Raw genomic sequence first — 13,935 nt, 5'->3', positions numbered from 1 at the left:
ACGCCGCCACTTGAGGTGGACCACGCGTGGTGGAGCTGGTGTTTCCACGGCCATCGATCAGCCCTCGACGTTGATGTTCTTCGACTTGAGGTCGTCGACGGTGAACTTCTGCATGTGCTCCAGTGCCTGACGCAGCGTTATCTTCTTGGTGACCACCTTGGCCCACTGGTCCTGGAGTTCGGCGAAGACACCGGTGTAGTTGGGGCCGACGATCCAGGTGTCCTTGGCGCCCTTGACCGCCTTGAGGATGACGTCCCTGGCCTCTCCCTTGCGCGCGCCGAAGAGCTTGTCGGGGACCGCCGAGTCGACCCAGGGGCTCGGGTCCGGGATCGCGCCCGGCCAGTTGTACTGCTTGATGTCCTCCTGGTAGCTGGCGTCGATGCCCTCCTTGGTCGTGTTCATCCACACCGCGGCCTCGACGGCCTCCTTCGGGTGGGCGCAGCCCTTCGGCACGAGCAGCGCGGTGCCGTGGGCCGGGGCGGTGAACGAGGGGGCGTCCGCGAACTGCGGGAGGTCGACGGGCTCCCAGTCGCCCAGGGACTTCTTGTAGTTCAGCTCGTAGTTGCCGAGCTGCCAGACCTGGGTGGGGAGCGAGACCATCTTGCCGGAGTCGAAGTAGTTGATCAGCGCGGGGCGGTCCATATAGGTCTGGTTCGCGACCAGTCCGTTGTCCACGAGCCGCTGGATGACATCGGCGGCCTTCAGCGACTCCGGGGAGAGGAAGTCGACCTTCCAGGTGTCGCCCTCGGTCGCGAACCAGCTGCCGCCGGCCTGCTGGACGAGGTTCTCCAGCGTCGAGGGGTCCTCGCCCGCCAGGTTCATCACGTACACGCCGTGCTTCTTGAGCTTCTTGCCGGCCTCGATCAGTTCGTCCCAGGTCTTGGGGACGGCGACGCCGTACTGGTCGTAGACCTTGCGGTTGATCACCAGGAAGCTCGGCTGGTAGCCGATCGGCACGCCGTAGTAGCGGCCGCCGGCCTGCGCGCCCAGCAGGGAGGCGTCGTTGAAGACGCCCTTCTTCACATACGGCTCGACCCCGTCGGTGACATCGGAGAGCAGCCCCTCACCGACCAGTCCGGGGACCTGGCCGAAGTTCTTCACCAGACACGGCACCCCCTTGCCCGAGGCCACGACATTGCGCAGATTGGCCGCCGTGCCCGGGTTGTCCGCCTGCTTGACGATCTTGACCTTGATGTCGTCGTGGGTCGCGTTGAACTTGTCCGCGACGGGCTGGATCGTCTTGGGCTCGTCCCAGGTCCAGTAGGTGACGGTGACGGGGCCCTTGGCGGCGGTGTCGCCGCCACGGTCCCCACCCCCGCAGCCGGCCAGGACGACGGAAAGCACCACGGTGGTCGCGGCTGTCACTGCGAAGTGTGTGCGTTGCATGACACCCCTCCTCAGGAGGTTCGGGCACGGAAGAGGAAGCCGACTTCGAGATCAGCTGCGCGACTCATAGAAATCGGTCTCTACGGAAGCTAAGCGCAGACCACCGGATGAGCAAGATGTCAGGCACGGAAATCTTCTGTTACGGGCCTCATTCGCGCCGTACCGGCGGCGGAGCAGCTGTCAACCGGCCCTTCAGCGACGGACACAGCACAGGGCGCGACTAGAAATCGATCTCTAGTCGCGCCCTGGGAGTGTCGGTGTGCCCTCAGCGCCCGGGCCGCCGGGTGGAGCCGCGTACGACGATGTGGGTGCCCAGCACCTGGTGCTGGGCGTCGGGGAGTTCCTCCCGGTGCAGGGCGAGCCGTACGGCGGTACGGCCCAGCTCCTCGTGCGGGATGCTGACGGTGGTGAGGGCGGGGTGCAGGTCGATGGCGACCGGGATGTCGTCGTAGCCGACGACGGAGACGTCCTCCGGGACCCGTACACCGCCCTCGCGCAGCGCGTGGAGCACTCCGGCGGCGACCATGTCCGTGGCGGCGAAGACGGCGTCGAACTCCGCCTTGTCGGCCAGCAGCCGGGCCGTCGCGCGGTAGCCGCACGACCGGGTGAACTCGCCCTCCACGATCAGCCCCGGGTCCGCTTCCAGGCCCAGTGTCTCGTGCGCCCTGAGGAAGCCGTCGACGCGCTGGCCGCTGGTGGAGAGCCCGGGCACCTTGCCGATGAACGCGATCCGCCGGTGGCCCAGGGAGAGCAGATGGGTCGTCATCGCGAACGCCCCGTTCTCGTTGTCGTACTCGACGACGGTGGCGGGGACGCCCTCACCCAGCGGCGGCCGGCCCACCAGCACCAGCCGCGATCCGGCGCGGTCCAGCGCGTGCGCGAAGTGTGTCATGCGCGCCTGGTACTCCTTGTTCTCCCAGGCGCCGCCCACCACGATCACCGCGTCGGCGCGCTGCTCGCGCATCAGCTCCACGACGGCCAGCACCCGCTGCGGATCGCCGTGGGTCGTACAGAGCATGCACAACCGCCCCTCGGCGGACGCCTGTTCCTCCACACCGCGCGCGATGTGCGCGTAGAACGGGCCGGTGACATCGTCCACGACGAACGCCACACTCTTGTTGGTGGAGCCGCCGAGGGCCCGCGCGTGCGCGTTGACGACATAGTCCAGCTCGCGCATGGCGCGCAGGACACGGGTACGGGTGGCGGCGGCCACCGGATAGGTACCGCCCAGCACCCGCGAGACCGTCGACGCGGACACCCCGGCACGCTTGGCGACATCCCTGACCGTCGAAGCTTCCCTGCCGGACGGACCCGTCGCGTTCATGTCCACGTGTGCTTGTCCCCTTCGCCCTGCTCCACCCCGCGGTGTGCGTGGGGCTCACGATAGTGGAGACACCGCCCGCGGGAGCCTCAGGAGACGGGCCGAGGGCGCCGACGGCAGCGTGATCCGCAGCCGGCCTGTCTCCCGGTCGAGCACCGCCTCACCGGGCGCCCCGCGCGGGAACACCGGCACGACCGCGCGCGTACCCGCCGGGACCGGTATCTCGCGGACCGCGTCCGCGCCCGTCCTGCGCCAGACCGCGAGCAGTGTCTCGGTGCCGGTGTCCAGCGCGAGGGCCAGCCAGTCGTCGCGCCAGCCGGGCAGTCCGAGCGGCCAGGACGGCAGGGCTCGGGCCAGCTCGCGGCGGTAGCCGCCGTACGCGGTGAGCGCCTCGGCGACCAGGGCGAGTTGGTCCGGTGCGAGCAGATCGATCCGGCCGCTGAGATGAACGCGTCCCAGCAGCGCCGACACCATCGTGAAGGCGATCTCCTCGTCGCTCTGTCCGGCGTACGGGTAGGCCCAGACGGCGCCCTGCTCCGGCGGCACGGCGGTGGGGGCCGCGGCGGCGATCGCGGCGATCAGCAGCTCGTCCTGCTGGTCGCTGAGCGACTGTACGGGGACATGCGCGAGGGTGGCGTGGTCGATGCGCATGCCGCCCGCCGCACAGCCCTCCAGCACCAGCCCGGGGTGCCGGTCGTGGACGCCGTCGAGCCAGCGCAGATAGGCGCGGTTGTGCTCCAGCAGCCCGTGGCCGGGGCCGTGCGGCCCGCTGTCCGTACCGGCGCCGATGTCGATGTTGTAGTCGAGCTTCAGATAGCCGAGGCCGAACTCGCCGACCAGCCGGTCCACGGTGTCGTCGAGATGGGCGACGGCCGCGGGATGGCGCAGGTCGAGCTGGTGGCGGCCCCACTCGGTGATCCGGGTGCCGTCCCGCCGGAAGAACGCCTCGTCGGGCAGGGAGGCGGCCAACGGGCTGCGCACGCCGACGACTTCGGGCTCCAGCCAGAGTCCGGGAATCATCCCGGCGGCCTTGATGGCGTCGGTGACCTCCGCGAGTCCGCCGGGGAACCGCGAGGGCGCGGGCTCCCAGGCGCCGACCGCGTCCCACCAGCCGGGCACTCCCCCGGGTCCGTCGCCGGCGCGCTCGTCGTCGTACCAGCCCGCGTCGACACAGAAGTACTCGCAGCCGGCGGCGGCCGCGGCGGCGACGAGCGGCAGCAGCTTTTCGGTGGTGGGGTCGCCCATCAGGCAGTTCATGAAGTCGTTGAACACCACGGGGAGTTCGGTGGTGTCCGGGTGGGGGCGGCGGACGGCGCGCCGGTGGCCGGTGAGGGCGGCGAGCGCCGCGTCCCGGCCGGGCGCGAGGGTGAAGGTGACCGGTACGGTGGTGAAGCTCTCGCCGGGGGCGAGCCGCACGGACCACTGGTGTTCGCGCCGGCCCGGACCCGACAGCAGCAGATAGATCTCGTCGAAGCGGTCGGCGATCTCGGTGTGCCACGACCCGTTGTGTTCGATCTGCCAGGCGAGGACGGCGTCCGGGCCCGCCAGCCAGCCCATGGGCAGCTGCTCGGAGGAGGGCCACGAGCCGGTGCTGGTGCGGGCCACCCGGTTCTTGGAGCCGGTCTGGCCGAAGCGGGTCATCCCGGTGTCGATCAGCCCGGCGGCGCCGAGCGGGACGCCCTGCCAGCGGTACTCGCCGCTCCACGGATTGTCCGCCGTCCAGAGCCGGACGTCCCGCTCCCACCGGCCCGGGGCGCCGAGCAGCGCGGCGACGCCGGACAGGACCAGGGAGGAGACGTTCTCGATGTCGGCCGTCCGGTCCCCCGCCGTCAGCTCGGTCCAGGTGGAGACGGTGGGCAGGGTCCCGGTGCGCCGGAAGTGGGTGGCGGCGCGCAGACCGGTCTCCGGGTCACGGGTGCGTACGGTCAGCCGCTCACCGTCCGCGTCATGGCCGTCGTACCGCAGCCGGCGCGAGACCGCGCCGTCCACATGGCGCTTGCCGGAGGTGCCGCTGCGGCCCTGTCCGGCCAGCTCGACCTCGACGAGCGGCAGGGCCGCGCGGCCGGGCGCCGCGTTGACAGCGAGGCGGGGCACCAGGTCGGCGCCGTGCGCGAGGTGGAGCGTGAGGGCCTCGGGGCCCCAGCTCGTGATCGGTGTCAGGGGCTCGGTCACGCGGCACGCTCCAGCTCGGCGCGGTCGACGCGGTGGGACAGCGGCAGTCCGCGCAGCAGCCGCTCCAGCTCCTCCACGGCGCACAGGCCGAGCCGGTGCAGCTCGTTGCCGTGCGAGCCGGCGATGTGCGGGGTGAGGAAGGCGTTGGGCAGGTCGAAGAGCGGGGAGTCGGCGTTCAGCGGCTCGGGCTCGGTGACATCGAGTACGGCGCTGATCCGGCCGGTGCTCAGCTGCTCGACGAGCGCGGGGGTGTCGACGAGACTGCCCCGGGCGGTGTTGACGAGCACCGCGCCGTCCGGCAGCAGCGCCAGTTCACGGCGGCCGATGAGCCCGTCCGTCTCGGGGGTGGCGGGCGCGTGGACGGTGACGATGTCGCTGGTGCGCAGCAGTTCGTCCAGCCCCCGCAGGGTCACTCCCAGTGCGGCGGCGCCCGCGGCGTCGACGTACGGATCGGCCAGGGAGACCCGGAAGTCGAAGGGGCGCAGCAGCTCGATGACACGGCGGCCGATCCGGGAGGCGCCGACCACTCCGATCCGGCGGCCGAAGTTGCCGATGTCCGGGATGACTTCGCCGAGGGTGAAGGCGCGGGCGGCGCGGTAGCGTTCGCGGGCGCCGAGGAGGTCCTTGCCGGCCAGCAGGATCATGCCGAGCGTGTACTCGGCGACGGGCAGCGCGTTGGCGTCGGCGGCCGAGGAGACGATCAGGCCCCGCTCCCAGCAGCCGGGGGTGATCATGCTCTTCACCGATCCGGCGGTGTGCAGGACCGCGCGCAGTCTGGGCGCCGCCGCCAGCACGGCGTCGTCGATCGGCGGGCATCCCCAGCCGGTGATGAGGATCTCGGTCTCGCCGAGGGCGGCGCGGACCCGGGGGTCCCCGAAGTCCTCGGCCACCAGGGTGGGATCGATGTCGACCGAGGTGCGGAGCCTGGCCAGGACACCGGACGGAAGCAGCTTCGGCGGATTCTCCGCACTCATGGCGAACAACGCCAGGGGACGCTCGGTCAAGGGAAGTGGCCTCCGGCTCGGATATACGATAGCAACCGATCTCTACGCTAAGCACCTGGGACCGACAGGGTCAATGGTGACGCACGGCAGAAACAAGCCGATGAAAGAGAGATCGGTTTCTACAAGGGTTCTCCACACGTGGACGAGGCGCGACACCACGGGTGCGTGAGCGACGGCACACGGGTGACGGGGCGCTCAGAGGTTGGTCAGCTCGAACCAGTCGAAGTCCGCGACGGCGCGCGTCCCGCCCAGGTCCTGGGCGCACACCCCGGCGAACGCCCCGGTGAAGCGGAGCCGGTCGCCGTAGTCGTCCGAGAGCTTCGTCGCGTCCAGGACGGGGCCGACGCGGATCCAGTCCGTACCGTCGGGCGAGGCGCTGAAGCGCAGTTCGGCGCCGTCGAAGTCCGCCCGCAGCAGCAGCCGCGGCCACTCCTCGACCAGCAGTTCGGCGTCCGCGGGCTCGGTGTGGACGCCGTCGTCGGTGATCGTGAGGCCCAGCACCCGGCCGCGTCCCTCCGCGTGGGTGACGCGCAGGTAGTAGTGGGTGGTGGTGTCGTACCAGCAGATCAGCCCGGCCAGCTGGGAGAAGTGGGCCGGCCGGAAGTCCAGCTCGGTGGTGACCCGGCAGCGTACGGAGGTGAGCCGCCTGGCCACCAGGCTCTGCCCGTGGAGCGAGTGCGGGCTCTGCCGCCCGCGCAGCCGCAGCGAGCCGGGCCGCTCGGTCAGGCTCAGCCAGGAGGGGTCGGCCGGGACCCGCAGGGTGCTCCAGCCGCCGGCCAGGACGGGGGCGTCGAAGTCGTCCCGGTCCGCGGCGGGGACCGGGACCGTGTGGGGCGCCGAGCGCGGCACGGGGACCGTCACCCGTGGCCGGTTGTCGCCGTGGGCGAGCCGCAGCCAGCCGTCGTCGGTCCACTCAACCCGCTGGATACAGGTCTCCCGGCCGAGGACACAGCGCGGCCCCTCGGGGGTGGCGACCGGCCGGGACGCGAGATGGACGAGGTACCACTCGCCGTCCGGGGTCTCCACCAGCTCCCCGTGCCCGGCCTTGAGGAGGGGCGCGTCGGGGGCGTCGCGGGTGGTCAGCAGCGATCCGGCGGGGTCGAGCGCGTACGGTCCGGTGAGCGAGCGGGAGCGGGCCATCAGGATGCCGTGGTTCCAGCCGGTGCCGCCCTCGGCGAGCATCAGGTAGTACCAGCCGTCGCGGCGGTACAGGTTGGGGCCCTCGATGAGTTCGTCGTGGCGCAGCAGGTGGCTGATCTCCCCGACGAGCGCCCGCTTCCCCTCGTCGTACTCCTGGAGCACGATGCCCGCGAAGGACGGCCGGCCGGGGCGGTGGTCCCACTGGAGGTTGACCAGCCAGTGGCGGCCGTCCTCGTCGTGGAAAAGCGAGGGGTCGAAGCCGGAGGAGTTGAGGAAGACGGGCTCCGACCAGGGCCCCTCGATCGAGTCGGCGGTGATGAGGAAGTTGTCGACGTCCTTGTAGGGGGATCCGACGGTCCTGACGATGCTGTAGATCAGCCAGAACCGCCCGTCGTGGTGGGAGAGTGAGGGCGCCCAGACACCGGCCGAGTCCGGTACTCCGCGCAGGTCGAGCGTCTCGGCGCGGTCGAGGAGATGCCCGGCGTGCTCCCAGTGCGCCAGATCGGTGGAGCGGTGCACGGGGACGCCCGGGAACCATTCGAAGGTGGAGGTGGCGATGTAGTACTCCGCCCCCACCCGGACGATGCTCGGGTCCGGATGGAAGCCGGGCAGCACGGGGTTGCGGAGATGACGGCCGGAGGTCATACCGGTCCTTCCCTGAGTCCTGGGGTGCCCGTCGGCGGCGGCCGGGACACCGGTGTGCGTCTCAATGTAGAAACCGATTGCTATCAGGGTCAACGGTCCGGACGCAGATCGAGAAACCGGTTTCTACCTGAGGCCCGGTGCCACCGCCGGACCCGGCCCCGATCAGGCGACTTTCCTGGCCCAGGGGGGCGACGTGGCCCGAGACTTCACCTAGTCTGCATGGAAAACGTCACCTGTACGGCCGCACTCAACGGTGCTCCGGCCACGCCCGCCCGAAGGGATACCCCATCCGTGCCCAGCGACCGTTTCGACCACGCCTCCCTCGACTACGTCGAAAGCCATGACCCGGGGCAGGGGCGGCTCGCCCCCCGGGCCCGGTCCGTGTCGGACGCCATGGCCCTTGATCTGGACGGCGACTGGCGCTTCCGGCTCGCGGCCTCCCGGCACACACTGACCCCCGGTTTCGAGGCGCCCGACCACGACGACGCGCGGTGGGACCTCCTCGCCGTGCCGTCGAGCTGGCAGCTGCGGGACGTGGCGGACACACCGCGCTACGGCTCCCCCGCCTACACCAACGTGGTCTTCCCGTTCCCGGTCGACCCGCCGCGCGTGCCCGACGCCAACCCCACCGGCGAGTACCGGCGGGAGTTCCAACTGCCCGCGGAGTGGCCGGAGTCGGGGCGCGGTGTGCTGCGCTTCGAGGGCGTCGACTCGGCCTTCGCGGTCTTCCTGAACGGTGTGCCGCTCGGCAACGGCAAGGGCAGCCGGCTGCCCACCGAGTTCGACGCCACCGACGCGCTGCGCCCCGGCCGCAATGTGCTGGCCGTACGGGTGCACCAGTGGTCGGCGGGCAGCTATCTGGAAGACCAGGACATGTGGTGGCTGTCCGGCATCTTCCGCTCCGTCGCGCTGCTCCACCGGCCGCTGGACGGTGTGGGCGATGTCTTCGTGCACGCCGGTTACGACCGCGGCAGCGGCGAGGGCGTGCTGCGGGTGGAGGCCGGCGCGCCCGGCCGGATCACCGTGGCCGAACTCGGTCTCGACCTCGCCGTCGGCGAGGAGGTCCGCGTCCCCGTGGAGCCGTGGACCGCCGAGACACCCCGGCTCTACGACGCGGAGCTGGCCACGGCGGGCGAACGGGTGCGGCTGCGTATCGGTTTCCGTACGGTCGCGGTCGAGGACGGTCTGCTGCGGGTCAACGGGGTTCCGGTCCTGCTGCGCGGGGTGAACCGCCACGAGTGGGACCCGGACACCGGACGCACCCTGACCCCGGAGACGATGCGCCACGACATCGAGCTGATGAAGCGGCACAACATCAACGCGGTCCGCACCAGCCACTATCCGCCCGACGCCCGCTTCCTCGACCTCTGCGACGAGCTGGGCCTGTGGGTCGTCGACGAGTGCGATCTGGAGACACACGGCTTCGAGCCCAACAACTGGCGGGACAACCCGAGCGCCGACCCGCGCTGGCGCGACGCGTACCTCGACCGGATGAGCCGTATGGTCGAGCGCGACAAGAACCACCCCAGCGTCATCATGTGGTCGCTCGGCAACGAGTCGGGGACCGGCGGCAATCTGCGGGCCATGGCCGACTGGACGCACGAGCGCGACCCGGGCCGTCCGGTGCACTACGAGGGCGACTGGGACAGCGGCTATGTCGATGTGTACAGCAGGATGTACGCGGACCACGACGAGACGGACCGGATCGGCCGGGGCACCGAGGAACCGACGAAGGACCCGGCCCTGGATGCGCACCGCCGCACGCTGCCGTTCATCCTGTGCGAGTACGCCCACGCCATGGGCAACGGCCCCGGCGGGCTGACCGAGTACCAGCGCCTGTTCGAGCAGCATCCCCGGCTCCAGGGCGGGTTCGTCTGGGAGTGGATCGACCACGGGGTGCGCCGCCGGACCCCGGACGGCCGGGAGTTCTTCGCGTACGGCGGGGACTTCGGCGAGGTCGTGCACGACGGGAACTTCGTGGCCGACGGGCTGGTCTTCCCCGACCGCACCCCGTCCCCCGGCCTCACCGAGTACAAGAAGGTCATCGAGCCGGTGACGGTACGGATCGATCCGCACGCCCGCCGGGTCTCGGTGCGCAACGGTCTGGACTTCGCCACCACCGGTCATCTGTCGTTCCACTGGCTGCTGGAGGACGAGGGGGTGGCGCGCGCCGAGGGCGAGCTGACCGTCCCCGCCGTGGCACCCGGCGGTACGGCGGTGGTGGCCTGGCCCGGCGCGCTGACCGAAGCGGCGGCGGCCGGGGCGGCGGGCGAGCGCCGGCTGACGGTGAGCGCGCGGCTCGCCAAGGACGAGGCGTGGGCGCCCGCGGGGCACGAGGTGGCCTGGGGCCAGGCGCTGCTGGCCGCCGCGCCGGCCGTACCGCCGCCGGGCCGGGGCAGGCGTCCGGGCACCACCGCGGAGGGGCTGCTCACCCTGGGCGAGGGCGCGTTCGACCCGTACACCGGCACGCTGGTACGGATCGGGGCGCTGGCCGTCGAGGGGCCGCGGCTGGATCTGTGGCGCGCCCCCACGGACAACGACCTGCGCGGCTGGGGCGGTTCGGTCGCCGAGCGGTGGCGGGCGGCCGGGCTCGACCGGCTGGAGCACCGGGTCCTGTCGGTGGACACCGGCGAGGAGGGGCTCACGGTGACCACGCGGGTGGCCGCCGCGGGCACCGACGCGGCGATGTCGGCCGTCTACCACTGGAGCGCGCCGGAGGACCGGCCGGGCGGGGGGCTGCGGCTGACGCTGGAGGTCGAGCCGGTCGGCGTCTGGGATCTGCCGCTGCCGCGGCTCGGGCTGCGCGCGGCCGTGCCGGGCGCGCTCGACACGGTGAGCTGGTTCGGCGGCGGACCGTACGAGGCGTATCCCGACACCCGGAGCGCCCTGCGGATCGGGCGGTTCACGGCGGGGCTCGACCAGCTCCAGACGCCGTATCTCTTCCCGCAGGAGAACGGCAGCAGGGCCGATGTCCGCTGGGTGCGGCTGACGGACCGGACGGGCGGGCCGGGGCTGCTGGTCGGCGGGCCCGCGCCGTTCGCCTTCGCCGCGCGCCCGTGGAGCAGCGAGGAGCTGGACGCGGCACGGCATCCCACCGATCTGGTCCGCGGTGATCTGGTCCGGCTGACGCTGGACGCTGCGCAGCAGGGCATCGGCAGCGCGTCGTGCGGGCCGGGGGTGCTGCCCGAGTACCGGCTGTTCGCGGGGCCGGTCACCTTCACGCTGGACTGGGCGAGCGAGGGTCCGCTGCCCGCGTAGCAAAAGACGGCACCGGCCTCCCCCGTACGTGCTGGGGGAGGCCGGTGCCGTCTGCCGGGTGCGGTGCGGTCAGCGCTTGATCTCCTTGATGCGGAGCATGCGCGTGATGACCTTGTCCAGCTCGTCGTCCTCGAAGACCTTCTTCCAGTCGTCCTTGACGATCGACTCGCGGCCGTAGTCCATGGCGATCAGGCAGGCGTCGGAGAACGGGTTGTCGCCCTTGAGGGTGTTGGCCAGCGCGACCTGGGTGTGGCCGAGGAGCATCGCGCGGGCGGCGGCCTCCGGGACCCCGACGGTGTGCACCGTCTCGTGCAGGGCCTCGGTGAGCAGCGCGCCGACCATGCAGGCGATGGTCTCGACGAGCGTCGGCTCCAGGACGGCGAGCTGCTTGACGGTCACCCAGTGCACGTCCACGACGGGCGCGTACATGGTGCGGATGACGGCCTCGGCGAGCGGCTGGACGGACGCGTCCGGGCCCTCGAAGGCGGCGACGACCTCCTGGGGGGCGGCGATGCCGCCGAAGGTGTCCGCGTACTCCTCCTTGGTGGTGCGCTCCAGGAAGACGGAGGGGTGGCAGGGGTGGGCGACGGCGTTGTGCACGTCGTCGCGGCGGGTGAGCAGGCCGGCGTAGGCGGCGGCCGGGTCGAGGGTGAGCAGGACGGCGCCGGGCTTCATCAGCGGGACGAGCAGCTCGGAGACCTTGCCGAGGACGACGTCGGGCACCGCGAGGATGAGGACGTCCGCCTGCTTGGCGGCCTCGTCGGAGTCGGTCAGCTCACGGCCGAGCCCGCGGATCAGCTCCTGGCCCTGGGGGGAGTTCTCGGAGAACAGGACCCGGAAGTCGCTCTTGACGAGGTTGTTGGAGACGCGCTGGCCCATTTTGCCGGCGGCGCCGATGACGGCGACGGTCTTGTTCTCGGTGCCCATTACTTGCTCCTCTGAAGTGTGCTGATGCAGTGCCGGGTCCACTGGTCCTCGATCCCGGCAGTGGTCTCGAATCCGTCGTCCTGCCATGGAAGCCAGTGCTCGACGATCTGGTTGATGCCGCGCTGGCCGGGCCGTACGGTCTCCACCAGGTGGGTGTAGTCGAGCAGGCCCTCGCCCAGCGGGCAGCCGGCGTAGGTGAAGCCGACCCAGCCGTCCCTGCGGGTGAAGGCGAAGTCCTTGACGTGGATGTTGACGACGTACGGTGCGGTGGCCTCGACGACGTCCTTGGGCCGCTCCAGCCGGGCGGCGCAGTTGCCGGGGTCGAGGACGACGCCCAGATGGGGGTCGTCGACGGCGCGGACGACGGTGAGCAGGTCGTCGGTGGCGACCTGCTCGTAGGTCTCCAGGCCGAGGGTGACGCCCTGTGCGGCGTAGGCGGGGACGCCCGCGCGCAGCAGTGCGGTGGCCTCGTCGGTGGACGGCCGGTGGTCGTTGGTGTTGAGCATGGAGCGGACGAGGGTGACACCGAGCTTGCCGGCCAGGGCGAGGTAGGTGTCCAGCCGCTCCGCGAGGACGCCGCGGGTGCCGAGTTCCAGGGTGATGCCGAGGTCGGCGGCGGTGGCGCGGATGTCCGCGAGGCGGGCGTCGTCGAAGGTCTCGATCAGCGGGTAGTCGCAGATCTGGAAGACGTCGCCGCCCAGTTCGCGGGTGTTGTGGAGCATCTGCTCCACGGTCAGCGGCTTGGGCGCGCGGGCGGAGATGCGCCAGAAGTAGGCGTAGGTCGACAGTCCGTAGGCCATCAGACGTCCTCCCGTACGGCGGTCGGTGCCGTGGCGCGGGCGCTGATCTCGTCGAGGATGGACTCGACGGCGGCCGGGTCGTGGGCGAAGCGGCCGAGGAAGAGCCCGTCGACGCCCGCGCCGAGCCGGCCGAGGAGTCCGGGGCCCGCGCTGCCGCCGTAGATGACGCGGCTGCCGGCGTACCGGGGGCGCGCGTCCAGCCAGGCGGTGAGGGCGGCGCACACGGCGGTGATGTGTCCGGCGGAGGCGGGCTCCGGCGCGCCGATGGCCCACTGGGGCTCGTAGGCGACGACGACGGAGCCGTCCGCGCCGCCGTCGTGCGCGGCGGTGGCGAGGATACGGGCCAGCTCGGCGACGGTACGGTCGGCGGCCTCGGCCGGCGCGGCCCGGTCGAGTTCGCCGACGCAGAGCACGGGGGTGAGCCCGTTGCGCAGGGCGGCGGCGGTCTTGGCGGCGACGACGGTGTCGCCCTCGCCGAAGAGGCGGCGCCGTTCGGCGTGCCCGACCTCGGCGTAGGCGCAGCCGATCTCCTTGAGGTACGGGCCCGAGACCTCGCCTGTGAAGGGGCCGCGGTCGTCGGTGGCGAGGTCCTGCGCGCCGATCCGGACGCCGGTGCCGGCGAGGACGGAGGTGAGCGGGACGATCGCCGGGAAGGCGGGCAGCACGAACACCTCGGTGAGGCCGCCGGTGACGGCCGGGTGCCGGGCGGCGATGTCGCCGACGCGGCGGGCCCAGTTGAGGGTCTCGTGATGCCCGAAGTACATCTTCAGGCTCACCCCGAGCAGGGTGGGTGCGGACATCAGGCGGCGGCTTCCTCGTCGGTCTCGTAGTCGTTCATCAGCTGGACCTTGGCGGCCGAGGCGGAGGTTTCGTCGAAGCGGTAGGTCAGCCACTCGGCGGCGAGCCGGCGGGCCAGCTCGATGCCCACGACGCGCTGTCCGAAGGTGAGGACCTGGGCGTTGTTGGAGAGGACGGCGCGCTCGACGGAGAAGGAGTCGTGGGCGGTGACGGCCCGGATCCCCTTGACCTTGTTGGCGGCGATGGCCACACCGAGGCCGGTGCCGCAGACGAGGAGGGCGCGGTCGGCCTCGCCGCGCGCGACCATCTCGGCGGCGGCGATGGCGATGGTCGGGTAGGCGGTGTGTCCGTCGCCGTCCACGCCGACATCGGTGACGGAGGCGACCAGGGCGCTGGTGCCGAGATCCGTCTTGAGTATTTCCTTGTAGTCGTATCCGGCGTCGTCCGAGCCGACGACGATCCGCAGCTTGTCACTCATGGGGGG

The 13,935-nt window shown here is 71.5% G+C and carries 10 protein-coding genes; 1 reads left to right on the top strand and 9 read right to left on the bottom strand.

Annotation, left to right across the window (positions count from 1 at the left end):
• Positions 1 to 57: 57 nt before the first annotated feature.
• The 5 genes from DVK44_RS35120 to DVK44_RS35100 all read right to left on the bottom strand — a co-directional run bounded on the left by DVK44_RS35120 (position 58) and on the right by DVK44_RS35100 (position 7,668).
• The gene (locus DVK44_RS35120) at positions 58 to 1,386 is read right to left on the bottom strand and encodes an ABC transporter substrate-binding protein (protein WP_114664644.1); all 1,329 of its coding nucleotides are present in this window, start codon (positions 1,384 to 1,386) and stop codon (positions 58 to 60) included.
• Between the two features lie 265 nt (positions 1,387 to 1,651).
• The gene (locus DVK44_RS35115; protein WP_114665644.1) at positions 1,652 to 2,710 is read right to left on the bottom strand and encodes a LacI family DNA-binding transcriptional regulator; all 1,059 of its coding nucleotides are present in this window, start codon (positions 2,708 to 2,710) and stop codon (positions 1,652 to 1,654) included.
• A 54-nt stretch (positions 2,711 to 2,764) separates the two neighbouring features.
• Positions 2,765 to 4,879, bottom strand: coding sequence for a glycoside hydrolase family 36 protein (locus tag DVK44_RS35110; protein ID WP_114664643.1), 2,115 nt, complete (start codon positions 4,877 to 4,879; stop codon positions 2,765 to 2,767).
• Positions 4,876 to 5,883 carry a hydroxyacid dehydrogenase gene (locus DVK44_RS35105; protein WP_114664642.1) on the bottom strand — a complete coding sequence of 336 codons (1,008 nt, stop codon included), beginning with the start codon at positions 5,881 to 5,883 and terminating at the stop codon, positions 4,876 to 4,878. Before DVK44_RS35105 ends, DVK44_RS35110 begins: the two co-directional genes overlap by 4 nt.
• 195 nt (positions 5,884 to 6,078) lie before the next feature.
• The gene (locus DVK44_RS35100) at positions 6,079 to 7,668 is read right to left on the bottom strand and encodes a glycoside hydrolase family 43 protein (RefSeq protein ID WP_114664641.1); all 1,590 of its coding nucleotides are present in this window, start codon (positions 7,666 to 7,668) and stop codon (positions 6,079 to 6,081) included.
• A 291-nt stretch (positions 7,669 to 7,959) separates the two neighbouring features.
• Here DVK44_RS35100 and DVK44_RS35095 point away from each other — a divergent pair, with 291 nt between their 5' ends.
• On the top strand, positions 7,960 to 10,926 hold the full coding sequence (locus DVK44_RS35095; protein WP_228447506.1) for a glycoside hydrolase family 2 TIM barrel-domain containing protein: 2,967 nt from the start codon (positions 7,960 to 7,962) through the stop codon (positions 10,924 to 10,926).
• A gap of 69 nt (positions 10,927 to 10,995) precedes the next feature.
• Here DVK44_RS35095 and DVK44_RS35090 read toward each other — a convergent pair whose 3' ends face one another.
• From DVK44_RS35090 to DVK44_RS35075, 4 genes are read right to left on the bottom strand one after another with little or no spacing between them, the layout of a single operon-like run.
• Complete coding sequence (locus DVK44_RS35090) at positions 10,996 to 11,853, bottom strand: phosphogluconate dehydrogenase C-terminal domain-containing protein (protein WP_231717302.1); 858 nt, start codon at positions 11,851 to 11,853, stop codon at positions 10,996 to 10,998.
• Positions 11,853 to 12,653 carry a sugar phosphate isomerase/epimerase family protein gene (locus DVK44_RS35085; protein ID WP_114664638.1) on the bottom strand — a complete coding sequence of 267 codons (801 nt, stop codon included), beginning with the start codon at positions 12,651 to 12,653 and terminating at the stop codon, positions 11,853 to 11,855. The genes DVK44_RS35090 and DVK44_RS35085 overlap by 1 nt, the downstream gene beginning before the upstream one ends.
• The gene (locus tag DVK44_RS35080; RefSeq protein ID WP_114664637.1) at positions 12,653 to 13,453 is read right to left on the bottom strand and encodes a triose-phosphate isomerase family protein; all 801 of its coding nucleotides are present in this window, start codon (positions 13,451 to 13,453) and stop codon (positions 12,653 to 12,655) included. The genes DVK44_RS35085 and DVK44_RS35080 overlap by 1 nt, the downstream gene beginning before the upstream one ends.
• Positions 13,453 to 13,929 (bottom strand): ribose-5-phosphate isomerase, encoded by a 477-nt coding sequence (locus tag DVK44_RS35075; protein WP_114664636.1) that lies wholly within the window; start codon positions 13,927 to 13,929, stop codon positions 13,453 to 13,455. The genes DVK44_RS35080 and DVK44_RS35075 overlap by 1 nt, the downstream gene beginning before the upstream one ends.
• Positions 13,930 to 13,935 lie beyond the last annotated feature (6 nt).

This window comes from Streptomyces paludis, from assembly GCF_003344965.1.
In the GTDB taxonomy this organism is placed as follows: Bacteria; Actinomycetota; Actinomycetes; order Streptomycetales; family Streptomycetaceae; genus Streptomyces; species Streptomyces paludis.
This window is presented reverse-complemented; position numbering and strand designations above follow the sequence as displayed.